Annotated in this window: 27 protein-coding genes and 1 other RNA gene; 17 read left to right on the top strand and 11 right to left on the bottom strand. The window is 46.7% G+C overall.

Going from position 1 to position 26,548, the window contains the following annotated elements:
• The first annotated feature begins 7 nt into the window (after positions 1-7).
• Genes aroB through HGO26_RS14715 form a run of 3 tightly spaced genes read left to right on the top strand, consistent with a single transcriptional unit; the run spans position 8 to position 3,427 of the window.
• Positions 8-1,084, top strand: coding sequence for a 3-dehydroquinate synthase (gene aroB / locus HGO26_RS14725; RefSeq protein ID WP_113941457.1), 1,077 nt, complete (start codon positions 8-10; stop codon positions 1,082-1,084).
• Between the two features lie 18 nt (positions 1,085-1,102).
• Positions 1,103-2,539 (top strand): AAA family ATPase, encoded by a 1,437-nt coding sequence (locus HGO26_RS14720; RefSeq protein WP_168826059.1) that lies wholly within the window; start codon positions 1,103-1,105, stop codon positions 2,537-2,539.
• A gap of 48 nt (positions 2,540-2,587) precedes the next feature.
• Positions 2,588-3,427 (top strand): Dam family site-specific DNA-(adenine-N6)-methyltransferase, encoded by an 840-nt coding sequence (locus HGO26_RS14715; protein WP_131525404.1) that lies wholly within the window; start codon positions 2,588-2,590, stop codon positions 3,425-3,427.
• A gap of 18 nt (positions 3,428-3,445) precedes the next feature.
• Here HGO26_RS14715 and HGO26_RS14710 read toward each other — a convergent pair whose 3' ends face one another.
• Together HGO26_RS14710 and HGO26_RS14705 are read right to left on the bottom strand one after the other, a co-directional pair.
• Positions 3,446-3,631, bottom strand: coding sequence for a DUF2970 domain-containing protein (locus HGO26_RS14710; protein ID WP_131525403.1), 186 nt, complete (start codon positions 3,629-3,631; stop codon positions 3,446-3,448).
• Positions 3,631-3,996, bottom strand: coding sequence for a hypothetical protein (locus tag HGO26_RS14705; protein WP_105250531.1), 366 nt, complete (start codon positions 3,994-3,996; stop codon positions 3,631-3,633). Before HGO26_RS14705 ends, HGO26_RS14710 begins: the two co-directional genes overlap by 1 nt.
• 276 nt (positions 3,997-4,272) lie before the next feature.
• Here HGO26_RS14705 and rpe point away from each other — a divergent pair, with 276 nt between their 5' ends.
• The 3 genes from rpe (at position 4,273) to trpS (ending at position 6,694) form a co-directional block, all read left to right on the top strand.
• Entirely contained in the window at positions 4,273-4,947 is a 675-nt protein-coding gene (gene rpe, locus HGO26_RS14700; protein WP_012090481.1) for a ribulose-phosphate 3-epimerase, read from the top strand.
• A gap of 2 nt (positions 4,948-4,949) precedes the next feature.
• Entirely contained in the window at positions 4,950-5,627 is a 678-nt protein-coding gene (locus HGO26_RS14695; protein WP_168826057.1) for a phosphoglycolate phosphatase, read from the top strand.
• Positions 5,628-5,695: 68 nt separating this feature from the next.
• Positions 5,696-6,694: a tryptophan--tRNA ligase gene (trpS, locus tag HGO26_RS14690; RefSeq protein ID WP_113941452.1), complete on the top strand. Its 999-nt coding sequence runs from the start codon at positions 5,696-5,698 to the stop codon at positions 6,692-6,694.
• 61 nt (positions 6,695-6,755) lie between these two features.
• Here the strand turns inward: trpS and HGO26_RS14685 are convergent, their stop codons facing one another.
• On the bottom strand, positions 6,756-7,628 hold the full coding sequence (locus tag HGO26_RS14685) for a LysR substrate-binding domain-containing protein (RefSeq protein WP_168826055.1): 873 nt from the start codon (positions 7,626-7,628) through the stop codon (positions 6,756-6,758).
• Positions 7,629-7,748: 120 nt separating this feature from the next.
• Between HGO26_RS14685 and HGO26_RS14680 the strand changes: the two genes are divergently transcribed.
• Complete coding sequence (locus HGO26_RS14680; RefSeq protein ID WP_168826053.1) at positions 7,749-8,633, top strand: DMT family transporter; 885 nt, start codon at positions 7,749-7,751, stop codon at positions 8,631-8,633.
• A gap of 75 nt (positions 8,634-8,708) precedes the next feature.
• Here HGO26_RS14680 and dolP read toward each other — a convergent pair whose 3' ends face one another.
• The 4 genes from dolP to HGO26_RS14660 all read right to left on the bottom strand — a co-directional run bounded on the left by dolP (position 8,709) and on the right by HGO26_RS14660 (position 12,198).
• On the bottom strand, positions 8,709-9,275 hold the full coding sequence (gene dolP, locus HGO26_RS14675) for a division/outer membrane stress-associated lipid-binding lipoprotein (RefSeq protein ID WP_105250526.1): 567 nt from the start codon (positions 9,273-9,275) through the stop codon (positions 8,709-8,711).
• On the bottom strand, positions 9,272-9,865 hold the full coding sequence (locus HGO26_RS14670) for a phosphoheptose isomerase (RefSeq protein ID WP_105250525.1): 594 nt from the start codon (positions 9,863-9,865) through the stop codon (positions 9,272-9,274). The genes dolP and HGO26_RS14670 overlap by 4 nt, the downstream gene beginning before the upstream one ends.
• 108 nt (positions 9,866-9,973) lie before the next feature.
• Positions 9,974-10,300 (bottom strand): YraN family protein, encoded by a 327-nt coding sequence (locus HGO26_RS14665; RefSeq protein WP_105250524.1) that lies wholly within the window; start codon positions 10,298-10,300, stop codon positions 9,974-9,976.
• Positions 10,297-12,198 carry a penicillin-binding protein activator gene (locus tag HGO26_RS14660; RefSeq protein WP_168826051.1) on the bottom strand — a complete coding sequence of 634 codons (1,902 nt, stop codon included), beginning with the start codon at positions 12,196-12,198 and terminating at the stop codon, positions 10,297-10,299. The genes HGO26_RS14665 and HGO26_RS14660 overlap by 4 nt, the downstream gene beginning before the upstream one ends.
• 88 nt (positions 12,199-12,286) lie before the next feature.
• Here HGO26_RS14660 and rsmI point away from each other — a divergent pair, with 88 nt between their 5' ends.
• From rsmI to HGO26_RS14635, 5 genes are all read left to right on the top strand, one after another.
• Positions 12,287-13,129: a 16S rRNA (cytidine(1402)-2'-O)-methyltransferase gene (gene rsmI / locus HGO26_RS14655; RefSeq protein WP_105250522.1), complete on the top strand. Its 843-nt coding sequence runs from the start codon at positions 12,287-12,289 to the stop codon at positions 13,127-13,129.
• A 65-nt stretch (positions 13,130-13,194) separates the two neighbouring features.
• Positions 13,195-13,546, top strand: an RNA gene (gene rnpB / locus HGO26_RS14650) — RNase P RNA component class A.
• Between the two features lie 373 nt (positions 13,547-13,919).
• A complete protein-coding gene (locus HGO26_RS14645) occupies positions 13,920-14,243 on the top strand; it encodes a DUF883 C-terminal domain-containing protein (RefSeq protein ID WP_168826049.1) in 324 nt (107 codons plus the stop codon).
• 9 nt (positions 14,244-14,252) lie between these two features.
• Positions 14,253-14,756 (top strand): hypothetical protein, encoded by a 504-nt coding sequence (locus HGO26_RS14640; RefSeq protein WP_168826047.1) that lies wholly within the window; start codon positions 14,253-14,255, stop codon positions 14,754-14,756.
• A gap of 11 nt (positions 14,757-14,767) precedes the next feature.
• Positions 14,768-15,022: a hypothetical protein gene (locus HGO26_RS14635; RefSeq protein WP_113941445.1), complete on the top strand. Its 255-nt coding sequence runs from the start codon at positions 14,768-14,770 to the stop codon at positions 15,020-15,022.
• Positions 15,023-15,050: 28 nt separating this feature from the next.
• Here the strand turns inward: HGO26_RS14635 and HGO26_RS14630 are convergent, their stop codons facing one another.
• On the bottom strand, positions 15,051-15,683 hold the full coding sequence (locus tag HGO26_RS14630; protein WP_168826045.1) for a TetR/AcrR family transcriptional regulator: 633 nt from the start codon (positions 15,681-15,683) through the stop codon (positions 15,051-15,053).
• A gap of 238 nt (positions 15,684-15,921) precedes the next feature.
• On the opposite strand from HGO26_RS14630, the gene HGO26_RS14625 reads away from it, so the two are divergent.
• Positions 15,922-16,626 (top strand): DJ-1/PfpI family protein, encoded by a 705-nt coding sequence (locus HGO26_RS14625; RefSeq protein WP_168826043.1) that lies wholly within the window; start codon positions 15,922-15,924, stop codon positions 16,624-16,626.
• A gap of 65 nt (positions 16,627-16,691) precedes the next feature.
• Here the strand turns inward: HGO26_RS14625 and HGO26_RS14620 are convergent, their stop codons facing one another.
• Together HGO26_RS14620 and HGO26_RS14615 are read right to left on the bottom strand one after the other, a co-directional pair.
• Positions 16,692-18,338 (bottom strand): BamA/TamA family outer membrane protein, encoded by a 1,647-nt coding sequence (locus tag HGO26_RS14620; RefSeq protein WP_168826041.1) that lies wholly within the window; start codon positions 18,336-18,338, stop codon positions 16,692-16,694.
• A gap of 191 nt (positions 18,339-18,529) precedes the next feature.
• Positions 18,530-19,750 carry a threonine/serine exporter family protein gene (locus HGO26_RS14615; protein ID WP_168826039.1) on the bottom strand — a complete coding sequence of 407 codons (1,221 nt, stop codon included), beginning with the start codon at positions 19,748-19,750 and terminating at the stop codon, positions 18,530-18,532.
• Positions 19,751-19,907: 157 nt separating this feature from the next.
• On the opposite strand from HGO26_RS14615, the gene HGO26_RS14610 reads away from it, so the two are divergent.
• The 3 genes from HGO26_RS14610 (at position 19,908) to gntR (ending at position 24,177) form a co-directional block, all read left to right on the top strand.
• Positions 19,908-20,318 (top strand): MAPEG family protein, encoded by a 411-nt coding sequence (locus HGO26_RS14610; RefSeq protein ID WP_113941441.1) that lies wholly within the window; start codon positions 19,908-19,910, stop codon positions 20,316-20,318.
• Positions 20,319-20,533: 215 nt separating this feature from the next.
• Positions 20,534-22,957, top strand: coding sequence for a YgiQ family radical SAM protein (locus tag HGO26_RS14605; protein WP_168826037.1), 2,424 nt, complete (start codon positions 20,534-20,536; stop codon positions 22,955-22,957).
• Positions 22,958-23,178: 221 nt separating this feature from the next.
• Entirely contained in the window at positions 23,179-24,177 is a 999-nt protein-coding gene (gene gntR / locus HGO26_RS14600) for a gluconate operon transcriptional repressor GntR (RefSeq protein ID WP_168826035.1), read from the top strand.
• Positions 24,178-24,230: 53 nt separating this feature from the next.
• Here gntR and gntU read toward each other — a convergent pair whose 3' ends face one another.
• On the bottom strand, positions 24,231-25,574 hold the full coding sequence (gene gntU / locus HGO26_RS14595) for a gluconate transporter (RefSeq protein ID WP_105250511.1): 1,344 nt from the start codon (positions 25,572-25,574) through the stop codon (positions 24,231-24,233).
• Between the two features lie 70 nt (positions 25,575-25,644).
• Here gntU and HGO26_RS14590 point away from each other — a divergent pair, with 70 nt between their 5' ends.
• Positions 25,645-26,220 carry a gluconokinase gene (locus HGO26_RS14590; RefSeq protein ID WP_211085921.1) on the top strand — a complete coding sequence of 192 codons (576 nt, stop codon included), beginning with the start codon at positions 25,645-25,647 and terminating at the stop codon, positions 26,218-26,220.
• Positions 26,221-26,548: the final 328 nt, after the last annotated feature.

Below are 26,548 nucleotides of genomic sequence, written 5' to 3'. Positions count from 1 at the left end.
AGAATTTATGAAGCAAATTCAGGTTGATTTAGGTGTACGTAGTTATCCCATTTACATTGGCCAGAATTTGATGAGTGATGGCGAGACTTTGTCTCGCTACCTGCTTAAAAAACGTATTCTTATCGTCACCAATGAAACTGTCGCGCCTTTGTATCTAAAACAGATACAAGAGACGATGGCTTCGTTTGGTGAGGTAGAGAGTGTTATCCTTCCCGATGGTGAACAATTCAAAGACTTAGCACATCTAGATACTATTTTTACTGCATTGCTGCAGCAAAACTATGGTCGAGATTCTGTGCTGGTGGCTTTGGGTGGCGGCGTGATTGGTGATATGACGGGCTTTGCCGCGGCATGTTATCAACGTGGGATCGATTTTATTCAAATTCCGACAACTTTATTGTCGCAGGTGGATTCTTCCGTCGGCGGTAAAACGGCTGTTAACCATCCTCTTGGTAAAAACATGATTGGGGCCTTTTATCAGCCACAAATCGTGCTTATCGATACTTTATGTTTACATACGCTTCCAGCGCGCGAGTTTGCGGCGGGAATGGCGGAAGTCATCAAGTATGGCATCATGTGGGATGCTGATTTTTTTCAATGGCTTGAAGATAATGTAACGGCGCTAAAAACCTTAGATGCCGAAGCATTAGTTTATGCTATCTCTCGTTGCTGTGAGATTAAAGCTGATGTGGTTAGCCAAGATGAAACTGAGCAGGGCGTGCGTGCTTTGTTGAATCTGGGTCATACCTTTGGTCACGCGATTGAAGCCGAAATGGGCTACGGTAATTGGCTGCATGGTGAAGCCGTGTCAGCTGGCACAGTCCTTGCTGCTAAAACAGCTAAGGCACTGGGGCTTATCGATGAGTCAATCGTTTGTCGTATCATACAGTTACTGCAAGCTTTTGATCTTCCAGTGAGTGCGCCGGAATCTATGGATTTCGATAGTTTCATTCAACATATGCGACGCGATAAAAAAGTTTTAGGCGGTCAGATTCGACTGGTGCTCCCAACGGCAATAGGCCGCGCGGATGTGTTTAGTCAAGTCACAGAATCTACCCTTGAACAGGTTATTCGCTGCGCATAAAAACTGTGTGGTGGGCGAGTGACGTTTCAGGGTTCTGTCTTGCTTCCTTCTCAGGAAGCCCTCATACAAAGAATGCATCATGTTGCCAGTTATAGCGATCAGCTGCTGGTGCTTTCTGGTGTCAGCGGTTCAGGAAAAACGACCTTAGTTACCGGATTAGCGACCGATTTTGACGAGTCAAATGCGGCATTTGTGATTTGTCCTATGCATGCAGATAACGCTGAGATCCGCCGCAAAATTCTAGTCCAGCTAATTTCATCCCCTATTTTTGACGACGACATTCCCCTCGCCGATACTCTGTTGCGGCTTGCGAGCACGCAAACTAAACCTTTACATATCATTATCGATGATGCGCATTTATTGCCTAAGGCGCTATGGGCTGAGTGTATTATTCTCAATCAAATTCAGTGTGCGGGTAAGAATATTGCCGTCACGCTCACGGTTCCACCGGCATTCTTAGCGGACCTATTGCCACAATTACCCGAGCAATTGCGGCGGCAAATATTGCCTATCAGTATTGAGCCGTTAACCATGCCAGAGCGTGAAGCTTTGTATCAAACATTGCTGAGATACAGCGATCAAAACCCTTTTACGCCAAGGGAAATCGTACGCAGTCAGCTTGAGAAGCAAACGGGTACGCCGCAAGAAGTGGTCAATCTGTTAGATAAAGCCTTGCATAGCCCGCAAGAGAAAACATCTTCTTGGATGAAATATAAAGCTGTGGTGGTGACAGCTGTGAGCATGTTGTTAGCGCTAGGTATTTGGCTTGGTGTTACTCAACCATTTTCTGAAGAGCAAGCCCTAGAGACTGCGACTTTTCCTGCGATAGATTCACCCGCTTTCTTGTCCTATGGGCAAAAAATCTTAGCCCCCTATTTTGCTCTGCGCGCTGATCAATTAAAGTTTGCCGCCGTACCCGTGACAGTTAACGAAATAGAAACATCCAAAGCCAAAACAGAACAGGCTGTCGATCCATTAAGTGAATTCCATGGTGAGGCACCACATCCTGAGCCTGATGATGCAGCCTTAGTGATCGTTGGTGAAGTGAGTAGTAAGTCTTTTGGTGGTGATGAGCCAACTGTGGATGCAGAGCTTCAATCTAAAACAGTAGATGTCCAGTCTCCAGCGCCAGAGGCTGCAAAGGTTGATAAAACAGTTTTGGAACCGCAAAAGCCACTCAAAGGTTATACCGTACAAATAGCGAGTGTTGCTCAGTTAGAGACCTTGCGTTCGACATTAAAGAGTCTTGAGAATGTCGAGGGCGTTCGAGTCGCAAAGTATAAACAGCGGTGGGTTGTCCTCGTTGGTCATTATAGCAGTAGCAAATTGGCTTCGAATGCGGCGGCTCAATTGGTTAAGGAGTATCGTTTTGAGCAACCTTGGGTTAGAAAATGGGCCGATTTGAAAGATTATCAAGTAGAAGAAAGTCTCTCAAATCGTGAAATTTCAGAATAAACAGAGTACAATCATGACCTTTATTTTTGTCGGCATTCATCAAGTTAAATGATAAAAAAACACAGAGCCTTCCTTAAGTGGGCTGGCGGTAAATTTAAATTGGTGGATGATTTAGCTAGTTATTTACCCGCAGGAGACCGTTTGGTCGAGCCGTTTGTGGGTGCAGGATCCGTTTTCTTGAATACGGATTATCCTAGCTACCTGCTCTGTGACATTAATCAGGACTTGATCGAGTTATATCAGATAGTGAAGCATCAACCAGAAGCATACATTGCCGCCGCTAAAGCATTGTTTGTCGACGAGATGAATCAAAAGGAAGCTTATTATCAGGTGCGGACCGACTTTAATAAATGTCGCGACCCTTTCCAGCGTTCTGTGTATTTTCTTTATTTAAATCGCCATGGTTTTAATGGCTTATGCCGTTATAACCGTAAGGGTGGCTTCAATGTGCCCTTTGGCTCCTATAAAAAACCTTATTTCCCCGAAAAGGAAATCTGGGCCTTTTCTGAAAAAGCGCAACGTGCTGAGTTTAAATGCATTGGTTACGAAAAAGCCTTTGAGCAGACACGCAGTGGCGATGTTATCTATTGCGATCCACCTTACGCACCGTTATCTACTACATCCAGTTTCACGACATATGTTGGTGCAGGTTTTAGTTTAGACGATCAAGCACTGCTGGCTCGTCATTCGCGCCATACCGCGTTAGAGCGTGGTATTCCGGTATTGATTAGTAATCACGATATTCCATTAACTCGCGAGTTATATCGCGGCGCGCATTTAGCGAAAATTCAAGTGCAACGCAACATTAGCCAAAATGGCAGTGGTCGTAATAAAGTGGATGAGTTGATGGCGCTATATGATGAAAACTACGATCCAAAAGACGACTAGTTTCAACATAAATAACGTTTAGCTAAGCACTTGTCCTACGAGAAACATCAGACTTGCCACTAGGATGACAGCTAACACAATGCCCATCACTATGTAGGGCAATGGGGAACTGGTTTGAAAATCTTTTTTACGATTTTCGCTAGTTTGTACCCCGAAAAAGGCGGCAATGGTACTGTGGAATACTTGCCAAATGCGGCTAAGCATTAATAGGCGAGATGCGACGTAGTGGGCTTGAGATCATCCATAGGTTTATCTTGATGACCATGTAATAGTTCAAGTAGATCGACAAAGTGGAACTGACTCGAACGGTTTTTACCTGTAAGCCACGTTTTCCAGCTTAAGGTTTGTGCTTGATCGGCGCAGCGATTATTAGGGTGGCTACTGGGCAGTGCATTGTTGTAACGAGTGTCATTGCTACAAGCGCAAGATGCAGTTTCGGTATTTTCCGTCAGTTTTTCAACGCCAAAAGCTAGCGTGGCCACTACAACTGCAGTAAATGCCAACATCATAGATGACTTGAATGTCACCGACCTAACATAGTGTGAAAACTGACTAAACCGCTCCATCATAACGCTTCCTTTGGAATGAACCAGCACTGCGCCTCGAGTATAACAAACTCGCTTAGTTTATGAACAAAAAATTATCAATTCCAGCCAAAATGCTCGGAAATATTAGCTTATTTTACCGAATCTAAGCCCCAATTTACTGCGATAGCTGCAGAGTGTGCTGCTTTGCAGACATAGGCATAGCGGATCAATTGCCAGAAATGTGGCTTTAGCTATAGAGGCTTAGCTTGGCTCAGGGTAAAATAAGGCACTTTTTATCCAAATAGCAGCGAGTGTTTTATGCGTCCATTCTTGATTGCTCCATCAATTTTATCTGCCGATTTTGCCCGTTTGGGTGACGATGTAAAAGCTGTGTTAGATGCGGGAACCGACGTAGTACATTTTGATGTTATGGATAATCACTATGTTCCTAACTTAACGATTGGCCCTATGGTGTGCCAAGCACTGCGTAACTATGGGATTACCGCTGATATTGATGTGCATTTGATGGTCAAGCCGGTTGACCGTATCGTGCCTGATTTTGCTAAAGCGGGCGCGTCTATTATTACTTTCCACCCAGAAGCCTCTGAGCACGTCGATCGCACTCTTCAGCTCATCAAAGAGTGCGGTTGTAAGGCGGGTCTCGTGTTTAATCCTGCGACACCACTGCATTATCTTGACCATGTGATGGATAAACTCGACGTGATCCTATTGATGTCAGTGAACCCTGGTTTTGGCGGGCAATCTTTTATCCCATCGACCTTAGATAAGCTGCGCCAAGTGCGTGCGCGTATTGATGCCAGTGGTTTTGATATTCGTTTAGAAGTCGATGGCGGCGTTAAGGTCGACAATATCGCAGAAATCGCGGCCGCCGGTGCGGACATGTTTGTTGCGGGCTCGGCTATTTTCGGCAAGCCCGATTATAAGGCCGTTGTTGATGAGATGCGTGCCGAACTTGCTAAAGTTGGGGCATAGCCATGTGGGATAAGATTAAAGCGATTGCGTTTGATCTAGATGGCACGCTGATTGACAGTGTGCCTGACCTAACCGTTGCTACGCAGGAAGCCTTGACTGAGTTAGGTTTGAAGAGCTGCTCTGAGGCGCAAGTTCGTACTTGGGTCGGTAACGGTGCAGAGATGTTGATGCGCCGTGCTATGAGTCATGCTTTGGGTACGGATGTTGAGCAAACAACCCTTGATGCGGCTATGCCGATTTTTATGCATCATTATCAAGAAAATCTTGAAAAGCACAGTGCGCTGTATAGCGACGTGCATCAAGTGCTGCAAACTTTGTTTGATGCAGGCTTTAAGTTAGCGGTTGTCACCAATAAACCCTATGGTTTTACCATGCCATTACTCAATGCTTTTGGGATTAACGACTTTTTCAGCTTAGTATTAGGTGGCGATACCTTAGCTAAGATGAAGCCTGACCCTTTGCCGCTGCAGCATTTATTGCATGAGTGGCAATTGGAGAAAACTGAGTTATTGATGGTCGGCGATTCTAAAAACGACATTTTAGCGGCGAAAGCGGCTGGGATAGCGTCAATCGGCTTGACCTATGGCTACAACTACGGTGAAGATATTGGGCTCAGTGGCCCAGATGCCGTATGTGAGCAATTTAGTGAGATTCTGAACTGGGTAAAACCTACCAAGTAATGGGGGGTTACCTGTTCTTTAGTCGATTTTTTAGTCTTTTTATATATAGATAGTGGAGCAATGACGTAATGACCAAACCCATAGTACTCAGCGGTGCACAGCCGTCCGGCGAATTAACCATAGGTAACTACATGGGTGCATTGCGTCAATGGGTTGCGATGCAAGATAGCCACGACTGCCTGTATTGTGTAGTTGATTTGCATGCCATTACCGTGCGCCAAGATCCTAAAGCATTGCGTGAAGCGTGTTTAGATACCTTAGCCCTGTATTTGGCCTGTGGCGTAGATCCTAAAAAGAGTACAGTGTTTATCCAGTCACAGGTGCCACAACATACGCAATTGGGTTGGGCATTAAACTGCTATACCCAAATGGGCGAGTTGAGCCGCATGACTCAGTTTAAAGATAAATCACAAAAGCACGCTAACAACATCAACGTGGGTTTATTTGGCTACCCAGTGTTGATGGCGGCGGATATTCTGATTTATCAAGCGAACGAAATCCCTGTTGGCCAAGATCAGAAACAACACCTTGAGTTAACACGTGATATCGCTACTCGTTTTAACAATGCCTATGGCGATACTTTCACCATTCCTGAGCCGTTTATTCCTGAACTTGGCGCTAAAGTCATGTCGCTGCAGGAGCCGCTAAAGAAGATGTCTAAGTCAGACGATAACCGTAATAACGTTATCGGCCTGCTAGAAGATCCGAAATCAGTGCTGAAGAAGCTGAAAAAAGCCATGACAGACAGTGATGAGCCGCCAGTCGTGCGTTTTGATGTGGATAATAAACCGGGTGTTTCTAACCTGTTGAGTCTCATGTCGGGTGTGACAGGGCAAAGCATTGCGAGCCTAGAAGCCGAGTTTGAAGGCAAGATGTATGGCCATTTGAAAGGTGCGGCAGGTGAAGCGGTTGTGAGCATGTTAGAGCCACTACAAGAGCGTTACCGCGCTATTCGTAGCGATCGCGCATACTTAGACCAAGTGATGAAAGCTGGCGCACAGAGTGCGCAGGCGCGCGCCGAAGTGACCCTGAAGAAAGTGTATGAGAAGATTGGTTTGTTAGTGTAATCAATCGAACGATAAATTAAGCCGACGTTCGCGTCGGCTTTTTTGTACCTGTAAATTCATCCTAAGCCTGTGATTTTAGCCAAGATGAGAAAGCGGCAATCGCTGGTTCTGATAAACGGCGTTGCTTACAAAAGAAGGTAAATTCAAATCCGGTATGCACATCGGGAAGATTCAAGGCGACTAAACGCCCCGTGGTGATATCGCCAGCCACCATAAAGTCCGGCGCTAGGGCTAAGCCTTGGCCAGCAATCGCCGCTTCAATCGCCATCACAATATGACTAAACACATGCTGTTGTTCGTTATCGAGTGGTATTTGGTGCGCCGATGACCACTTGTGCCAGTCAAGCCCTAATGGCCCTTCATCAACCACCAGCAGAGCTTGTTGCTGGAAATTACTCAGGCTTATGTCGCGCCATTTAAGGTAAAAACTGGGGCTGCATACAGGAATTAAACACTCTTTGTGCAGTAACTGTTGCCAATAGCCACGTTGATTTAGCTTACCGGCGATGAAGATATCCGCGGTGCTGGTGCTTAGATCAGGATCTTGGGTGATCATCTCGAGGCGGATTTTCACGCTCGGATATTGGCGGCGAAAATCGGCGAGTCTTGGGATTAACCATTTCACCGAGAATGAGCTGTAAACGGCCAGGCAGAGCTGTTGATTTGGCGTATCGCGTACTTTCAAGTTGAGGTCGCTTAACTCGTTGAATATCCGCTCTAACTCTAAAAATAGTCCGTGCCCCTTAGGCGTTAACTGCAGTTTACGCCCCTGACGGTCGAACAGTTGCTCGCCAAAATACTCTTCTAATACTCGCACTTGGTGAGACACTGCACTTTGGGTGATGCACAGTTCATCGGCGGCCTTAGAAAAATGCTGCTGTCTGGCGGCAGCTTCAAACACTTGTAGAGCGCGTAATGGCGGGAGCTTTCTCATGATTTTCAATATCTAAAGGCTTTAGTATGAATTTAATTCATCTAGCATGAGAAAGCATCATTTCAGCTTAAGTTTTGCGAGGATTATCATGCCGCCATTGAGATTTATGGATGTTAAAAAATGCAACGCCCAGTAGTTATTGGTTTGATTTTATTGATAGTAGGTAATCTATTCAGTGCCTTCTATGATGTGTCGATCAAGTGGTTACCGGACGATGCGAGTGCCTCGACTTTCCTCCTTGTCAGGCAAATCTCTTCAGTATTTATGTTGTTGCCAGTGTGGCTGTATTCGCAGCGTCCGATGACGACACATATCTCAGTTCACCTTTGGCGTGCCAACATAGGCTCAGTTGGCGCGCTTTTTTTAATTATTGGCTTAATGGCATTGCCGCTCGCGACAGTTAGCTCATTGTTTTATTCCGCACCGCTAATGATTATTTTGATGGGGTATTTCTTCCTGAGCGAGAGGATCACCGCTGCTCAGACAATCTGTACTGGCTTAGGTTTTGTCGGCATCTTGATTATCCTGCGACCGAGTGAAATGAACTGGTACGGCATTGCTGTACTGTTTTCAGCTTTTACCTTTGCAGTGAATCAGTTAGCGCTTAAAAAAGTGCCCCATGCTGAGCATCCCGTGCTAACGCTAATGCTATATAACTTGCTGGGTATTCCGGCAACGTTAGTGATTGCAGTGTTTCAGGGGATTGAGGGTTTGAGTTGGGAGCTGGTGGGCGTGGCCTTGCTGAGCAACGCATTTTTATTGGTTTATCACTGGTTTTGTGTGTTGGCTTACCGCAAGGCCCAGGCGAGTGATATCGCGATTGCGGAATACACAGGCTTGTTGTTTATTGTCTTTTTAGGCTGGTTGTTGTTCGATGAATGGTTGGATAACTTAAGTTGGCTCGGTGCCGCCTTAATCGTATTGCCTTCGTTGTTTTTACCTTGGCTAGGATCGCTCCTATCAAAATCGGCACCTAAGATAGCAGATACACTCACGGGAAAATAACAGCGAGGGTTAAAGCCTAAGTGGGCGAGTTAGCTCACCACTTAGGCTTAAGTTTTAAATAGGTAAACTGCAAAATTACTTAGCATACTCAAATACTTTCACCACTTTACGCACGCCAGCAGTATTACGGGCGATATCAACAGCTAAGTCTGCTTGTGAGCGATGAATAACCCCCAGCAGGAAGACTTCACCATTTTCAGTGATGACTTTAATGCGAGTCACATCCAAATCTTTTTCGTTCAGCATGCGGCCCTTCACTTTGGTTGTAACCCAAGTGTCATTGCTGCGGGTGGTGAAAGAGGTTGGATTGCCAATGCGGATTTGATTATGTATTTTGCCGCCGAGCTTAAGATCTTGTACGACCTTGATGGCTTTATCCCTTAACGTAGAGTTAGGGGCTTGGCCTATCATAAGTACATTGCCATTGACGGATACACCTGTGATATTCGTTTGTTTTTTAAGATCTTCTTGCTCTAGCAGTGCGCTGGTGATCTTAAAATCAGTATTGGTATCATCAAGCTGAGTCTTAACAGTACGTTCGTCGTTGGCCATCATAGCGCCACTGACTGCGCCCACCATAACGGCACCGGCGCAGCCTTGAAGCAGCAAGCAAACCATTAACAGCGGGGCAGCGTGTCTCATTGCTGCTCGTCCTGTGGGAAGAGGGTGCGGTCAATATTGTCACACAGGCAATGGATCACCAGTAAGTGCACTTCTTGGATGCGTGCAGTGACATTTGAGGGTACGCGGATTTCCACATCGTTCACGCTCAGTAGGCCAGCCATAGCGCCGCCATCTTTACCTGTTAGCGCTACGATAGTCATGTCGCGGCTTAATGCGGCTTCAATGGCTTTAATCACGTTACCTGAGTTACCACTGGTCGAGATCGCTAGCAGAATGTCGCCCGGTTGACCTAATGCAAAAATCTGTTTTGAGAAAATCTCATCATAGCTATAGTCGTTTGCGATAGCTGTGATGGTTGAAGTATCGGTAGACAGAGCGATGGCCGGTAAGGGTGGACGTTCAATCTCGTAGCGGTTTAGCAATTCTGCTGAGAAATGTTGCGCATCGCCAGCACTGCCGCCGTTACCGCAAGCAAGGATTTTATTGCCACCCAAAAGACAGTGCACCATCATCTCGGCCGCTTTGGCGATTGATTCTGGCAGTGCTTCGGCTGCATCGATTTTTGTCTGGATAGATTCAGTAAAGCTGTCTTTAATGCGTTCTAACATGGATAAATCCTTTCAGGATAAAGTGTTGCTATCATGCCATATTTCCACAAGCGTGTTGAGGCACGGACGTTAAAATAATTTGTGTAGTCACTCTTTCACTATTGGCGCTTAAAAGGCATCGACCAGCCAATGAATTTGATCGGCTTCCATGGCGATGACATCGAAACGACAGGGCACATCGAGTCTATTGAGTTGTAAATAGTGGCTAGCCGCTTTGCGAATTCGCGAAATCTGCGCGCTGCTTAGGGCTTGTAATGCGCCGCCATATTGATTTGCCGAACGATACTTCACTTCGACAAATACCCAATGGTTTTTATGGCGCATGATTAAATCAATTTCCCCAAACGGATAGCGGACATTACGTTCGACAAAAGTTAAGCCTTGTTGTTCAAGGTAACGTTGGGCGTGCGATTCTGCCTGCTGTCCGAGTGTCATAACTGGCGGAAGCTACCTCTTTCATAACGTCCCCAGCTTAACTGGCGGTTGACTATGCCATCTGGACTGACAGATAAAGCACCACTGCGACCATTGAATTGATAGCCTGTGAATGAGCGCATTTGCGCCAAACGGCCGATCAAATCCATTGCATCATAACCCATAACGAACAAACGTTTCTGACTGTTATTCCAGCCCGAAAATAGTGTGTTGACCATCAGATTTTCTTCGCCGTTTTGCATTAGCCAAGGTGCGTCGCTTAGGGTCAGGTTATTTAAATCCTGCGCCGTTTGTGTGCTTTCATTTTCAACTCGGCTGCGGCTTGAGGTATATAAAGGCACAGGTTGTGTGAAAACGCTAAAGTTGACGTCGATAAAGGCCTTGAGCAGGGTTAGATCCTGTGGCGTTGAAATCATATAAATGGCATCAATATCTTGGCGCGAGCGGAAGTCGGCTTGTACTGAATTGCCTAACAGCTCTTTAATACGGGCGATCCGCTCTTGGCTATCGCGCACGCCAAGGGCATCTTGTACTGTGGTGCGCATTTTATCACCGCCATCGAAGTAGTGAACTTCGACAGGGTTATCGCTCTTCTTTTTCCATGCTTGAATAAAGCTTTCGGCCATGCGTTTGCCAAGGGCATCGTTACTGGCGAGCAGTAACGGCATAGTTACGCCATCTTGATATAAATGCTCCGCCGCATCGGCCGCCTCTTGTGCGGGAGATAATGCAAAGTAGAACCTATTCGGATCGGGGGTGAACTTATCAACTTGATTTAAGAATAGTTGTGGTACAGGCGCAGCAGGTGCTGTTGCTGTATTGGCCGTTTTGTCTGGGTTAGCAGTATTAGTCACCGTATTCGTGGCGGCTGTGTTTGCCGCATTGATCACTTGCAGTTGTTCAATTTCAGTAGGCAATAATGGGCCAATAATAAATTCGGCTCCCACAGTTAGCGCCTGTTGGTAAGCGCTGGCAGCATCGTTTGCCGTGTCATAAAAGTTGACTGCGACTTGGTCATTTTGCTTGGCCATGTAACTGGCTAATATGCCTTGGCGAATTGCATTGGCAGCGTTAGCTCTTGGGCCCGTCAGCGGCAACAGCACAGCAATGTTTTTTGGCGTAAATGGCTTAGCGTTTAAGGCTCTGTCAAGATCGGCGGGTAGCTTAGCCGCTGCAGGATGATAAGGATTTTGTTTCTGCCATTCGCCTAAGTAGCGTACCAACTGTGTCGGATCGACAGCATAATGCTTCGCGATATAAGCCAATTGCAACCAACCCGTAAACACAGGAGTCTTAGCATCTTGGGTAAAGGCTTTTAAGGTTTGTTCGTGCATTGGCTGCAGAACTTGCCAAATCGCGTTATTCACCTCGTTGGCTTGGGCGGGGGGCAAGTAAGTCGTCAGTAAGCTCAGTTCACGCACTTGCTCAATAGGCTGTTTATTCAATTGATATAAATGTGCCTTGAATTGGTGATAAGCCGTCATCTGCCAGCTTGGCAAACTCCAATTGCTTGGATAATTGAGAACTTTAAGTGCATCACTATAGGTGGACGTGTGTTCAAGCACACGCGCGGTCAAGTATTTATGTTCGGCCAGAAATGTTGGGCTCTGATTCAAGCTTGGCTGTATTGATTTTAGTAGCTTCTGCGCCGCTGCGTAGTCGTTGGCATTGATGTAGGCATGGGCTGCGAGCAGCAGATTAGTATCGCGCTGCTGCGGATCTTTGCTATTGGCGGCTTGTGCCAAATACACATTGGCCGACAAAGGTGCGGATGCTAAAGAGGTGGCCACTGTGGGTGCAGTTCCGGTCGAGGTGGGCGTTGAAGTGCCACAACCCGCCAAGATTACCGATAAAATGGCCACGGAAACGAACTTAGTTGTATTCAGGCTTTTTAACACTGGGCTTCACTCTGGTAAGATGCAGCCTCTAGTTTAACCTTCTCTCGCGCTTGACGAAAGTCTTGGCACTGTCATTACAGAGGTATATATGGACCAAAGCGTCGCACTCTACATAGTTCCTACTCCCATAGGTAATTTGGGCGATATGAGCTCACGGGCAATAGAGGTGCTGAATCAGGTTTCATTGATCGCCTGTGAAGATACTCGCCACAGCGGTAAGTTATTGAGCCACTTTGGTATTACTACAAAAACTACGGCGCTGCATGACCATAACGAGCGTGCTCGTGCCCAGTGGATTGTCGATCAGCTTGCAGCTGGGCTGTCGATTGCATTAATTTCAGATGCGGGTACCCCGTTGATTTCCGATCCGGGTTATCACTTGGTCTCCCATGTGCGCCAATCTGGGTTTAATGTGATCCCTTTGCCCGGCCCTTGCGCGGCAATTACCGCCCTGAGCGCCTCGGGTTTGCCATCGGACCGTTTTTCTTTCGAAGGTTTTCTGCCCTCTAAAGAAAAAGCCCGCGCTGATAAGTTATTAGCATTGAAAGAAGATCCGCGCACGCTGATATTTTATGAATCACCCCACCGCATTGAGCACAGTCTAACGACTATGGTTGAAGTGCTTGGTGGCGAACGCCATGTCGTCATGGCGCGTGAAGTGACCAAAACCTTCGAAACTTTTTTGTCTGGCCCTGTCTCAGAGGTGCTTGCCACTGTTAGTACTGACCCGAATCAGCAGAAGGGTGAAATCGTGCTTATGGTGCATGGCTACCATTTGAGTGATGACGAAGCGATTCCCACCGTCGCTATTAATACGCTTAAACTCTTATGTGAAGAATTACCATTGAAGAAAGCCGCAGCAATTGCCGCGCAAATTCATGGACTTAAAAAGAACGCTCTGTACAAATACGGCCTAGAGTCTGATTTATAAGCGCTAAAACGGTTACGAGCGGATTATCTGTGGTGCATCAGGGTGGCTTAGGCTATAATCCGCGCCGAGTTGGCCAGACAGTCGCCGCGTTCGCAAGAACGGGGAGGAAAGTCCGGGCTCCAAAGAGCGGGGTGCCAGGTAACGCCTGGGCGGTGCGAACCGACGACAAGTGCAACAGAGAGTAGACCGCCTGCCTGATTTATCAGGTCGGTAAGGGTGAAAGGGTGCGGTAAGAGCGCACCGTGCGGCTAGCAATAGTTCGTAGCAAGGTAAACTCCACCCGGAGCAAGACCAAATAGGGTTCCGTATGGCGTGGCTCGCGTTGGAACCGGGTAGGTCGCTTGAGCCTGTGAGCGATTGCAGGCCTAGATGAATGACTGTCCAAGACAGGACCCGGCTTATCGGCCAACTCACCTCATTCAACAAAAAGCCCGTTTGTCGTAATGACAAACGGGCTTTTTGTTTTTTAATTTATACGGTAATGATAAGTTTTATTTGATTAACTCATTAAAAAATCAGAGTTATCTTGTTCTCCCGGCCCTTCAGTCTATCGCTTATTTAGCTTTCAGTTTAGCCGCCATTACAGCTATTTTTAGTCCTTCTTCGTCGCAGGTAAAAATTACTCAATGCAGGTAACATCTACCGTTAACTGGGAGGGTTAATAGAAATAAAGTAGTTCTAACATTTTGTTTTTTATGCGTTTATATTGTTTGGTATAGCCATTGCATTGGTTTGTTCGCAAAGTGCAGCATCTTGTTGCATTGCACAGTGTTCACCAAGGAGGCTTTTTATGGCCAGTTCAAAAAGCGTAGCAGAACAAACTAACAGTAAAGATAGCGGTGCTTTAAATTCACCCACAACAGCGAAAGCAACTGAAGTGACGCACCATGCCGTTGATGCGGTTGCAGAGAAAGCCGCAGTTGCAGAAGACTCTTTGCGTAAAACGGCAGCTAGCTCACAGGAAACTCTGGCGCTCAAGCAGGAGGAAATCAAATTACAACTGCAAAGTTCTTATAGCAAAACCCGTGAGTTGGCAGCGCAAAATCCATTGGCCACAGCTGGGATTGCCTTTGCCGCTGGTGTGGTATTAACGGCTTTATTGCGCCGTCGCTAAGGTGGATTTATGCAAAACCGTGCAAGGTCAGAGGCGCCAGAACAAAGGCCCGTCCAGCATAGTACGCAAACCGCCAAAACTGGGCAGACAGCATCAGCTGCTGCCCAGCATAAAGTTATTGATCAGGCAATGGAGCAACTGGCTGAAATAGCTGTTCTTAGCAGTTCAGTGAAGCAAGCCTATCTCGAGCAGTTGAAGTTGGCCGGGAAAATAGCAACGGCAGAATGGCGGTTAACAGGGCGTAGCCTGATTATTGCTGCGGCTTTAGTCGTCTGTTCTGGTACTGGCATTACGTTATTCTGGGGCAGTATTTTATTGCTGCTGGGCTATATGCTGTTTCAATTGAGCGGTTCGTTATTGGCCACTGTGAGCGCTTTGGTGGTACTACAGTTTGTTTTATTGCTTTGGTGTTGGCGTAGTCTTGGCTATGTGCTGTCACAAACTGGCTTTTCGAAGACTTGGCAGCAATTACAGCTTTTGCTCTCGACTCGAGAGTCGGAACATCAAAAATAGGAGGTGCGAGTATGCTAATTCAACAGTTACTTAAAAAACAGCAGTTGAAGCTGACTGTGCTGACGGAACAAGGCCAGTTGCAGCATGATTTGTTACTGATGAGGAAACGACAATTAGCGCAAAGCAGTCGTGATTTTATAGGGTCGACACCAGGTTTAATCGTCAGTTTTAGCCTTGGCTGCCTGTTTCAAATGCGCCACAACAGCACTGTAAAACTACTGCGTAGCACTTTTGGCTTGCGTTGGATTACCAAACTCATCGCTTGAGAATGATGTAAATGCCGTGATTTTTACCTTAATGATTTCCATTGGTGCGGGTATGGGGTTCGCTGCTATTAGTTGTCGTCAATGCCGCTACAATCATGCCTCGAGTCAGTAAGTGTAAGTATTTTGCTTGTTGTATAGGACAAGGTGTGGGACTGGCGATAAGTTGTTGAATTTGGCTGAAATAAAGAGCTGCTATGCTATGAGCTAATGTGTAGCTTGGAATAATAAATTCGTCAGTGTTGAAGGTGTTGATCAATTTATTTTCGATATGTTGCACAAGTTTAGTTTGTAATTGTTTAGTTGCAGCATCGAGGTCGCTACCTAGTCTAAATGACATGGAACGGCGAAACATGCTGTTTCGGCTAAAAGTAATAAGCAGTTTTTCCAATGAGGGTGGTGTGTTAGTTGAAAGCCAGTCTTCGGTTGACCGTAGATCTTCAAAGATATTTTCAAAAATATTTTGATGTAGTGCAATAAGAATATCCAGCTTGCGTTTGAAGTAGCGATAAAACGTCGTGCGCCCGACATCGGCTTTGTGCGCAATATCTGCCACTGCAATATCACGATAATCTTGCTGTTTAAGCATTTCCTTGAAAACGTGGAGAACCTTGAGCATCGCTCGCGGGCTTTGTTCTATGCGCATGTGGGGCTTGGTGTGCATACTGGATTTTGCTCCAAATTCAATTCAGGCGTTTGATTATACATTAGCCTCAATGGCTCTTGTGTTGTGATTTTTGCTTAAGTGGAACAGATAGGCTCAGGTGTACCATTTGAAACATTCGGGCGAGTTTGTGCCTGATGGTTAGGAATAATGGGCTTTATAGTGACGGTCATAGGGTTAACTGCAACGACAGTGTTACCTGAAATATGAAATTGTCACTACCTATGGAGAATCTGTGATGAGTGAAAATATTGAAGCGGCTCAAAGTGATCAAACAAATCATCCAATAAAGCACAAATTAAGAGTAGGTATTTTCCTTTATCCCGGCATGACGATGCTCGATGCCTATGGGCCACTACAGTTTTTAGCCTTTGTGCCATCATTTGAAACCTTCACTTTTGCGAAAACCAGCACGCTATTACCCTGTGATGCGGGCGTTAACTTACAACCTAATTACGATTTCGATAATTGTCCGTCGATAGATATCCTTTTAGTGCCTGGGAGCGCAAATCCTTTGGTGCAAATACAGGATGAGCAAGTCATTTCTTTCTTAAAATGCAAGGGGGAGCAAGCCCAATACATTACATCTGTATGCACTGGTGCCTTGATTCTTGCGGCAACAGGTTTACTTAATGGTTATCGCACGACCACTCACTGGGCTTATGCTTCAGTATTGGCACAATATCCTCAAATTACTTTTGAAAATAAACGTATTGTGATTGACCATAATCGGATCAGTGGCGGCGGTATTACTGCAGGGCTCGATTTTGCATTGACTCTTATTGCCAATATAGAGGGGGAACAACAGGCGAAAACTCTGCAGTTATTGTTTGAATATGATCCTAAACCGCCCTTTAATTGTGGCTCACCTATATTGGCTGATGCTCTTTTGGTACAGAGGGTTGAGCAGGAGGTTAGGCAGATAGCGTCAGGATTATTTTAGGCCACAAGGCGTCAAGAATTGTCTTAAAAAGTACATAGTTCATACGATTATTATGTACCTTAGGTTTAAAAACTGCTTTTCACTAGGAATCGCCATTCCCAGCTGTTTACTGACTCGCCGCCCGTATAAGGGAGTGAAAAATCAATATGGGCTACGTTGCCATAGCTGGATCGAGAGGAATAAATCCGTGCGCCTATACCTATGCTACCCAGTGGACCGCTGACTTCGTTATTCTCGGCGAGTTTGCCGCCGGAGGCTTGACCCAGATCGGCAAAGACTGCCCAGCCTAATTCAGCCAGTTGGTATAAGTTGATATTGGGGTAGTTGCGTATCTCGGCGGTCAGTAACCACTGATTATCCCCTTGCTGGTATTCGTTTGGATAACCGCGCACGCCAGTTTCATCCCCTAATCCTTTTGTTAGATCCAGATAAGTGTTCTGTGAAAGGCTAGCCCAAGCTTTGCCATAAGCCGTCCACTTAGGATGGATTTGATAGAAGTATTCGGCTTGAACATCGACCTTATAAGTATCTTTTTGGGTGGTACCGATAGTGCTTGTTCCCCCCATTTCTAACAGCCACAGTTGATCGTTAAACTTATACCCGCCAGTGCTTTGCCAGTTAACGTGGTAGCCTAAGGGATTATTATCACCTATATCATTGGTTTCTATGCCGAATTGCACATAGTGATGCCAACCTAAGTTAAAGTCTTCATTGTTGGTGATCAGGTGAACATTATTCAGTACGTGGAAATCATCTTCGATAAACTCGTAGGCGACCCAAGGGTACATAAAGTCCCTGTCTTGAGGGAGCATGGACGTAGGATAGCGCTCAGAATGGGCAAACTCGTGCTTGTCTTGGGTGACACCAGTAATAAAGCGAGAAAGGTGCTGACTGTTTTTATTAATTAACCAGCCATATTGCAGATTGAGATAGTCGACTGTGTGTGTAAACTCATTCACCTCTTGCCCATTTTGTCTGAGGGTATCTGTACGGTTATCGTCTAAAAACTCCGCCGAATACATGGTACTCGTATTGAGGGAATAGAAGGGCTTACTCACATAAACGTGTTTAGCTTGGCCGTCGCTATTGTCGTAGAACTCAGCGGCAACTGTGCCGTGTTCAATAATGCTGAGCGGCGCTTCAAAAGCAAATTTATAGCCATTCCGGGATTCATTGGATTGATATTTAAGTCGAGTGCGGATCCCCGTTCCAAGCAAGTTGTCTTCTTTGAGCCCGAAGGAGTAACGGGTGTCGCCACCTGAACTACTCAAACTCGCTGTCGGTAATAATGACCAATTATCCCAGGTCTCCACCACCACGGACTCAACGGATGGATCGACATCGGCTTGGGGATCTTTTTCTGCGATATAAATTTTCGCATCGCGAATGTAAGGCATTGCCCGCAAAAGTCGTTGGGATTCGTCGAGATCTTTTTGTGTGACAGTATCATTTTCGCTGAAGGTTAGATTATCGAGAACCACATATTCTTTGGTATTGATATGCAGGGCGTTAGCCCAGCGATGGATAAAAAAAGCATCGGGATCTGACTCATCAAAAATGGGGTTGTTGACCACCACAATCTTGCTGACTTTTTGTTTGGTTTGATCTTGGTTTGAGGGATCGGCGAGCTTAGCCTCTTCTGCTTGGGCAACCCTGATTAGGTTGCCAACACAACAAGATAGGATGCATGCATACTGAAAAAATTTCTGCATAAAAGGCCACTCCCATGAAATCGACGACTGCAGCGAAAACAATTTCACGTTGCAATTCACAATTTAATAACACATGGAAAACGAGTGTTAGTCAAGGAAACATTTTAATAAGTTTCTTATTTTACTTAAGGTTAGCTTAAGATTATCTTGAGGTGGCGGCTGGGCGCGGGCTCCAGCCGGATTAGCGATTGTTACAGTGTACGCCTAGGTGGGACAGCGACGTTAGCAAAGATGAGCCCCGCAATTAGCGACATAAAAATCAAAAAGATTTGCGAGCCTATGTGCGACTGATTGAGCATGGTCTCACCTGAGATCAGTGCATTGAGTCCGATATAGGTTTTACTGCCGGGGACTAAGATCACTATTCCCTGCAACAGGGCGATGGAGGCTGGCGCCTTCATCCAGCGGGCGAAGAGATTAGAATAAATTCCTACTGCCAAGGCACCAAAGAAGATCCCCACCGAATCACCAAAATAATGTCCGCCGAGCATGGCTGAGAAAAACGCCACTATCCCAGCCAATACGCCCCAAGGCGAATCTTGCATCCTTGCTTTGAAGATAAAAACCAGCGCCATAGATAGAATCGGAACCGCCGACCAAATTGCCCAGCGAGGTAAACCCTCAGGTTCTATGTGAATCGCTTCGCCGAACATAGCCTTACCGATTGCCATGCCGAGCACTGCGCCAAAGTACAGCTTAAATAATTGCATGCTCGCATCCATGATGCGCGCCGTGCCAGAAATTAAATCCCGTGCGGCGAGTTCGGCTAAACCTAAGGTTAAGGCTAAGCCGGGAATAAAAATAATAATGGAGGAGAGGATCACTACTGGGATATTAATATTTGGATCGATACGCGCTATGCCACAGGCTGCGATGGCGCAAAGGATAGTGGCGAAGGGTTCGAGCACTTCGGCCATGCGGGCCGAGCGTTCGGCACGGTATACCAAGCCATAGACGAATAAGCCTAATAATCCTGACCAAAATACATCGTTCCAACCCGTGCCCATCAGCATAGCGAAAGCGGCGGCAGAAGTTCCAAAAGAAAAGCAAGTTAATACAGGGCCATAGGGATTGGGTTTATTGGCAATTTCTTCTAAGCGATCTAAGGCCTCGGCCAAAGTGCGTTTACCTGAGGTTAACTCATCGACCAATTCATCGGTGCGGGCGAGTGAGCCTAAATCGAGTTCACCGGGCTTAACGCGAGCGGCATGGTTATATTCTTGATCGGTATCATGTTGCAAAACGAAGGTCATCGACGTTGGAGAAATAAGGAAATAGCCTTCGATACCTAAGGTGCGAGCAACGGTTTGTAAGTGGTTTTCTAGACGATAAGCGGGTGTGCCAAACTTATGCAAGGCTTTGCCTAGCTTTATGATAAATCTGCGTTTTTCGATAAACTCGTCGTTATCCAATCGGGGTATTCACTGTATAAAAAGTTGTAGGGAATGACGCGCGCATATTAACCTATCTTGTCTATAAAAGGTTAATGGCTTTTAACCTTAATACAAATAAATTGCTGATTTTTTGCAGCTCGGGCTATAGTCAGCTTTTTGATAAGGGGAAATAGGCATGTCTTTGATGGTAACGGGTCTTTACGCTAGCCTCACAGGGCTATTAATTGTCGCTTTGGCTTATCGAGTAGTTAAATTAAGGCGAGGTCAGAAAATCGGCCTAGGGGATGGTGGTAACAGCACCTTAGCTTTGGCTAATCGAGTGCATGTTAACCTGATCGAAAATGCGCCTATCGTATTGATTTTAATGCTGGTGGCCGAAGCGGGTGGCTTGCCTGCATTTTATTTACACTGTTTTGGGACTGTGTGGATAGTGGCGCGCTTACTCCATGCTATTGGCTTAACTCAAGGCCAAGGTGGTTACCATTTTGGTCGTTTTTGGGGCGTATTGCTCACTTGGCTAGTGATTATCAGTTTGGCGCTGGTGAATTTGCTGCATTTTGCTCAAGGTTTAGGAAAGGGTCTCTAGGCTCGCAGGTTTGGGCGGTCAATTCCGCCCTAAGCCATATCCATAGCGGATTTAGGGGTATTACGCTTCTGGCTCAAATACCCCTGAAAATGCCTCGAGTGGTGTTTTTTTAATCGCATCTATCCTCCATTCCCTGCTATACTCCGCGTCCCTAAATTGGCGTAACTTATTTTCGTGGCGCCTTTATTTGACATTACGTTTTCGGGTCACAATCCATGCAAGTTGAATCCACACTCTTTAGTCATCCCAAGTATTGGGCCACGGGCGACAGCACTGCGCCTTTCTTACCTATGTCTCGCAAGGAGATGGATAAGCTTGGTTGGGATAGCTGTGACATCATCATAGTCACAGGCGACGCTTATGTGGATCACCCAAGCTTTGGCATGGCAGTGATCGGCCGTATGTTAGAGGCCCAAGGTTACCGAGTCGGCATTATTTCCCAGCCCGATTGGTCGAGCAAAGACGCCTTTATGCAATTGGGTCGTCCAAACCTGTTTTTTGGCGTCACCGCCGGTAACATGGATTCGATGATTAACCGTTACACCGCCGACCGTCGTTTACGTTCTGACGATGCTTATACCGCGGGTGATATTGGTGGTAAGCGCCCAGATCGCGCCGTGACTGTGTACACCCAGCGCTGTAAAGAAGCCTTTAAAGATGTGCCTGTGATTATTGGTGGTATCGAAGCCAGTTTACGCCGTATCGCCCATTACGATTATTGGTCGGATAAAGTACGCCGCAGTGTGATTTTCGATGCCAAGGCCGACATTCTGATGTACGGCAATGCCGAGCGTCCTTTAGTCGAAGTGGCACGCCGCTTAGCTGCCGGTGAACCGATAAGCTCGTTGCACGATGTGCGCGGCACAGCCGTTATCCGTAAAGAGCCACTGCCCGAATGGCGCGGTATGGACTCGCGCAAGATTGACCAATTGCACAAGATAGAGCCGCTGCCGAATCCTTACGGCGCCGATGATGTGGGTTGTGCTAACTTGTCCGGCCCGTCGGATGTGAAAATTTTCGATAACGAAGCCCCTAAGCCTATTAGCGTTCAACCGCCTAAACCTAAGCCATGGGATAAAACCTATGTGCTGCTGCCAGCGTTTGAAAAAGTCTCTGAAGACAAATATTTATATGCCCATGCTTCACGGATTTTGCACCAAGAGCAAAACCCAGGTTGTGCCCGTGCGTTATTTCAACCCCATGGCGACCGCGCCGTTTGGGTGAATCCGCCTGCATGGCCGCTTAATACCGATGAGATGGATGCCGTATTCGATTTACCTTACCAGCGCATTCCTCATCCTATCTATGGCAAGGAAAAAATCCCTGCCTATGACATGATCAAGACGTCTATCAACATCATGCGTGGTTGCTTTGGTGGCTGCTCTTTCTGCTCGATTACCGAGCATGAAGGCCGAATCATTCAGAGTCGTTCACAAGAGTCGATTGTTAAAGAAATCAAAGATATTCAGGATAAAGTGCCCGGCTTTACTGGAGTGATTTCCGATTTAGGCGGCCCTACAGCCAACATGTACCGTTTAGGTTGTACCAGCGAAAAGGCTGAAAAAACCTGTAGGCGTTTATCCTGTGTGTTCCCATCAATTTGCGGCCACTTAGGCACAGATCATAAACATACTATCGACTTGTATCGCGCTGCGCGTGCCGTACCTGGCATCAAGAAAGTATTGATTGCCTCTGGCGTGCGTTACGACTTGGCGATCGAAGATCCGGCTTATGTTAAAGAGTTAGTGCAGCACCATGTGGGCGGCTACTTAAAAATCGCCCCTGAGCATACCGAAGAAGGTCCGCTCAGCAAGATGATGAAACCTGGCATGGGCGCCTACGATAAGTTTAAAGAATTGTTCGATAAGTTTTCTAAGGAAGCGGGCAAAGAGCAGTTCCTGATCCCTTACTTTATTTCGGCGCATCCAGGTACGACCGACGAAGACATGGTGAACTTAGCGTTGTGGTTGAAGGAACGTAAGTTTAAGCTCGATCAAGTACAGAATTTTTATCCGTCACCGATGGCGAATGCGACCACGATTTATCATACCGAGTTAAACTCGCTGAAAAACGTCAAGCACACCAGCGAAGTGGTATCTGTGCCGAAGAAAGGGCGCCAACGTCGCTTGCACAAAGCATTGCTCCGTTATCACGATCCTGCGGGTTGGCCATTAATCCGTGAAGGGTTAACCGCCATGGGGCGTGAAGACTTGATCGGTAATAGTCCGCATCAATTAGTGCCGCCAGAAGGTCGAAATGAGCGCGGACCTAAGTGGATGAAAGATGCCAACCAAGGCCAAAAAGCCTTTACTCGCTTCTCGGGCAATCAATTTGATGACCGCAAGGGCGATGGCAAATCTAAAGGTGCGGCGAAAGGCGGCGCGCAAGCTCAGGCTGGTGCTGAGTCAAAACCCGCCGCTAAAGGCGGAAAACCTGCAGCGAATGGCGCTAAGCCAGCGGGAGCTAAACCCAGTGGCTCTAAACCCAGTGGAGCCCATTCGAGCCGTCCGGGAGCGAAAGCGCCTTTCGGCCAGTCTGGTTTTAAGGCAGGAGGCTCTCAGGCTAAAGGCGGAAACCCATCAAAAACGGGTGGCAAATCTGCAGGCAAGCCCTCTCAGGGGCGCCAACAGGCTAAGTAACACTTTTCGCCATCACAAATAATGTTTAAAGGCTGCTCCAGATATGGTTTGGAGTGGCCTAGCTAGCATGGTCATTCCGCTAAAATAGTCCTCAACTGGTATCGCTGGGCGAACTATTATAAGATCCCTGTCTGATGTTTATGTCTACTATTTGTTTATATTCGATATTTTAGCTATACATCTCACCCATATCCGCGGTTCGTTAACTAACATTAGATATTATGAATAAAAAGCGTAGACCCAGTCTTCAAGACGTTGCCGATCAAGTTGGGGTCACCAAAATGACGGTGAGTCGCTATTTAAAAAATCCAACAAGGGTGGCGCAAAGCACTCAAGAGAAGATTGCTGTCGCACTAGAAACCTTAGGTTATATTCCTAATCGCGCGCCGGAAATTTTAGCGCAAGCAACCAGTCGCGCTATTGGCGTGTTAGTGCCTTCGTTAACCAACCAAGTATTTGCTGAAGTGCTGCGCGGTATTGAGAATGTGACCGGCAAACGCGGTTATCAAACCATGCTGGCTCACTACGGGTATCAGGCCGAATTAGAAGAAGAGCGGGTTGCATCACTGCTCTCTTACAATATCGATGGCTTACTCTTGTCCGAAAGTTACCACACGCCGCGTACCGTGCGAATGATTGAAACGGCGGGCATTCCGGTCATCGAAATGATGGATAGCGTGTCGCCTTCGATTCAACAGTGTGTGGGTTTCGATAATACAGCGGCCGCATGCGAAATGGTTAAGGCCATGATTGCACAAGGCTATCGCCACATTGCCTACCTAGGCGCGCGCATGGATATTCGCACTCAGCTTAAGATGCGAGGCTACGAGTTAGCGATGCAGGAGGCTCAGCTTACACCTTTGGCGATGACCACAAATGAGGCCTCGTCGTTTTCCTTGGGGGCGTCGTTATTGCAACAAACATTAGCGAAATATCCCTATGTGGATAGCTTTTTTTGCACCAACGATGATTTGGCTGCGGGGGTGATATTTGAGTGTCAAAGACAAGGCATCAAGATCCCTGAACAAATTGGCGTTGCAGGGTTTCATGGCCATGATATTGGCCAATCTATGACGCCAAAATTGGCGAGCATTATTACGCCGAGAAAAGAGATTGGTCGAATTGCTGCTACTGAGCTATTAGACAGGCTAAATGGCAAAGAGATAGCAGAATCGGTTATCGACCTGGGCTATCGTATTGATTTAGGGGAAACACTGTAGACTTCCCCTTGTTCTTTCGCTTAACGACTTATGTTTGTCATCACAGGTTATCGTTAGAGAAACGCAGAGATGATGACTGCGACTATGCCGCCCGTCGTACCAATAATGGTCTCCATTACAGTCCAAGTTTGCAGTGTTTGTTTTTCTGACAATCCAAGAAAACGGTTAGCGAGCCAGAAACCTGAATCATTGACATGCGAGAGCACAATCGAACCACCGCCAATGGCAATCGTAATTGCCGCCAATTGAGCACCATCTAAGTTTAGTGGTTCAAGTATCGGGATGATAAGGCCGCAAGCCGTTAACATGGCCACGGTTGCCGACCCTTGGATCACGCGCACCGACGCCGACAAAATAAATGCCAGTATTACAATCGGTAATCCCGAACCTGCCAACATATTGCCTAATGCATCGCCGACACCCGAGTCAATCAGCACTTGCTTGAACACGCCACCAGCACCGGTGACGAGAATAATGATCCCAGCAGGTTGTAACGCACTGCTACAGATTTCCATGATGCGCTCATTGGGAATATTGCGTCTAACGCCTAGCACATAGAATGCGATTAAACAGGCTAGCAAAATGGCGGTGAAGGGATGACCTATCAAGGCGAGCCAATTATGCAGATCGGATTTTTCATCAATAAAGCGTGACACCACTGTCTTTAAACCGATAAGCAGCAGTGGGAACACCACAATACTGATTGATAGCGCGAATGAGGGGATCGGTCCGCCTTCTCGTTCACCTTTTTCCTGCTGCTCGTGGGCAGGCAGCTCAACATGGACTTTTTGGGAGATGAGGCTGGCAAAGAGCGGGCCGCCTAGAATCATCGCCGGAATCGATGCCAATAAACCGAAGACTATCATGTAGCCAAAGTCGGCATTGAGCTGGGAAGCGACCAAAATAGGCCCTGGTGCAGGGATGAGAAATGCCTGACAAGTGGCAATACCCGCGAGCAGTGAAATACCAATTTTAACGACACTGCCGCCCCCTTTACGAACCACGGCAAAGGCGATGCCAATCAGCAGTACCACAGCAACATCGAAGAAGAGGGGGAGTGCACAGATAAAGCCTGTAAAGGTCATGGCCCAGTGAGCTTTGTCGTTACCAAATTTATTCAGCAGTGTATGGGCTATCTGATCTAGCGCGCCAGTCTCTTCCATTACCCGGCCAAACATGGCTCCCAAAGCGACCACTACCGCCACAAAGCCCAGTGTTCCCCCCATACCTTGTTGAATCGTATTGGTGATATCGGCTGGGTTCATGCCAGAGAAAAGGCCGGCAATGATCGACACCAGTATCAGTGATACTACTGCATGTAATCTCACTTTCATCACTAAGAACAGTAGCAGGGCAATTGAACCCAGTGCTGTCAGAATCAATGACATATCAGACATTAGAGGACTTTTCCTTGTTAGTTAAGTTGTCCACATTTTTGTAGGTTACCGGTAACATGTTACCCGTAATATGGTAGAGTGGGAAGTGACTAAATTCGAGAATTGGCATGAGGTTAACAAAGTGACTGAGAGAAAAAAAGGCAATAGCTATGTGTTCATGGGCGTCTCTAGTTGTGGCAAATCTTCGATTGGTGCCGCGGTCGCAAAGGCGTTAGAGACGAAATTTATTGATGGTGATGATCTGCATCCTAGAGCCAATATTATCAAGATGAAATCTGGCTCACCGCTCAACGATAGCGATCGCGCTCCTTGGCTTGAGCGTATCAACGACGCTGTGTATAGCATTGAGCAAAAGGGGGAGCAGGGGGTTATTGTCTGCTCTGCACTGCGGCGCCAGTATCGTGACTTAATCCGTCAGAACAACAGCAAGCTGGTGTTCATTCATCTATACGGAGATTTTGAATTAGTCAAAACACGCATGTTTGCCAGAAAAGCCCACTTCATGCCGATTGAGCTACTCAAGAGTCAGTTCGACACGCTGGAAATGCCCGCGACTGATGAAGCTGACGTTATCCAAGTGAGTATAGATGGCACTTTCGAAGAAGTCGTACAACGCTGTATTAATGCGATAAATGGCGAAGGGTAAGGTCAACGTTGGCCATTGAAGTCAAGCGCAAAGTCGTAATGCACATCGGCTTAAACCGCTCAATTTTTTAGAAAAAAAGCCACTCCAGAAACTAACTTGGAGTGGCGTAGAGATAATGGTAAGCCTGCGGTACCATCTAATGAGTGTTACGGCGAGCGTTTGTAGACGGAACGTGCGCCGCACCTCAGTCTCAAATAAGCTCACGCATATGAGCGATGACGCGAGCTGCCTATCTTGCTAAACATGATTTAACTCAACATATGATTAGAACTGTCACTAAAGACTTATACTCAAAATCGTCCTGCTTCATGCGATTAAGCAATGCCAA

It is taken from the genome of Shewanella oncorhynchi (assembly GCF_012584455.1).
In the GTDB taxonomy this organism is placed as follows: domain Bacteria; phylum Pseudomonadota; class Gammaproteobacteria; order Enterobacterales; family Shewanellaceae; genus Shewanella; species Shewanella oncorhynchi.
Note: the sequence above shows the minus strand (reverse complement) of the source record. Positions and strands in the feature narration are given on the sequence as shown.

Excerpts from the sequence above, each read along its gene's own strand:
- aroB (WP_113941457.1), top strand. The coding sequence starts at position 8 with ATGAAGCAAATTCAGGTTGATTTAGGTGTACGTAGTTATCCCATTTAC.
- HGO26_RS14715 (WP_131525404.1), top strand. The coding sequence starts at position 2,588 with ATGATAAAAAAACACAGAGCCTTCCTTAAGTGGGCTGGCGGTAAATTT.
- HGO26_RS14710 (WP_131525403.1), bottom strand. The coding sequence starts at position 3,631 with ATGCTTAGCCGCATTTGGCAAGTATTCCACAGTACCATTGCCGCCTTT.
- HGO26_RS14705 (WP_105250531.1), bottom strand. The coding sequence starts at position 3,996 with ATGATGGAGCGGTTTAGTCAGTTTTCACACTATGTTAGGTCGGTGACA.
- rpe (WP_012090481.1), top strand. The coding sequence starts at position 4,273 with ATGCGTCCATTCTTGATTGCTCCATCAATTTTATCTGCCGATTTTGCC.
- HGO26_RS14695 (WP_168826057.1), top strand. The coding sequence starts at position 4,950 with ATGTGGGATAAGATTAAAGCGATTGCGTTTGATCTAGATGGCACGCTG.
- trpS (WP_113941452.1), top strand. The coding sequence starts at position 5,696 with ATGACCAAACCCATAGTACTCAGCGGTGCACAGCCGTCCGGCGAATTA.
- HGO26_RS14685 (WP_168826055.1), bottom strand. The coding sequence starts at position 7,628 with ATGAGAAAGCTCCCGCCATTACGCGCTCTACAAGTGTTTGAAGCTGCC.
- HGO26_RS14680 (WP_168826053.1), top strand. The coding sequence starts at position 7,749 with ATGCAACGCCCAGTAGTTATTGGTTTGATTTTATTGATAGTAGGTAAT.
- dolP (WP_105250526.1), bottom strand. The coding sequence starts at position 9,275 with ATGAGACACGCTGCCCCGCTGTTAATGGTTTGCTTGCTGCTTCAAGGC.
- HGO26_RS14670 (WP_105250525.1), bottom strand. The coding sequence starts at position 9,865 with ATGTTAGAACGCATTAAAGACAGCTTTACTGAATCTATCCAGACAAAA.
- HGO26_RS14665 (WP_105250524.1), bottom strand. The coding sequence starts at position 10,300 with ATGACACTCGGACAGCAGGCAGAATCGCACGCCCAACGTTACCTTGAA.
- rsmI (WP_105250522.1), top strand. The coding sequence starts at position 12,287 with ATGGACCAAAGCGTCGCACTCTACATAGTTCCTACTCCCATAGGTAAT.
- HGO26_RS14645 (WP_168826049.1), top strand. The coding sequence starts at position 13,920 with ATGGCCAGTTCAAAAAGCGTAGCAGAACAAACTAACAGTAAAGATAGC.
- HGO26_RS14640 (WP_168826047.1), top strand. The coding sequence starts at position 14,253 with ATGCAAAACCGTGCAAGGTCAGAGGCGCCAGAACAAAGGCCCGTCCAG.
- HGO26_RS14635 (WP_113941445.1), top strand. The coding sequence starts at position 14,768 with ATGCTAATTCAACAGTTACTTAAAAAACAGCAGTTGAAGCTGACTGTG.
- HGO26_RS14630 (WP_168826045.1), bottom strand. The coding sequence starts at position 15,683 with ATGCACACCAAGCCCCACATGCGCATAGAACAAAGCCCGCGAGCGATG.
- HGO26_RS14625 (WP_168826043.1), top strand. The coding sequence starts at position 15,922 with ATGAGTGAAAATATTGAAGCGGCTCAAAGTGATCAAACAAATCATCCA.
- HGO26_RS14620 (WP_168826041.1), bottom strand. The coding sequence starts at position 18,338 with ATGCAGAAATTTTTTCAGTATGCATGCATCCTATCTTGTTGTGTTGGC.
- HGO26_RS14610 (WP_113941441.1), top strand. The coding sequence starts at position 19,908 with ATGTCTTTGATGGTAACGGGTCTTTACGCTAGCCTCACAGGGCTATTA.
- HGO26_RS14605 (WP_168826037.1), top strand. The coding sequence starts at position 20,534 with ATGCAAGTTGAATCCACACTCTTTAGTCATCCCAAGTATTGGGCCACG.
- gntR (WP_168826035.1), top strand. The coding sequence starts at position 23,179 with ATGAATAAAAAGCGTAGACCCAGTCTTCAAGACGTTGCCGATCAAGTT.
- gntU (WP_105250511.1), bottom strand. The coding sequence starts at position 25,574 with ATGTCTGATATGTCATTGATTCTGACAGCACTGGGTTCAATTGCCCTG.
- HGO26_RS14590 (WP_211085921.1), top strand. The coding sequence starts at position 25,645 with ATGGTAGAGTGGGAAGTGACTAAATTCGAGAATTGGCATGAGGTTAAC.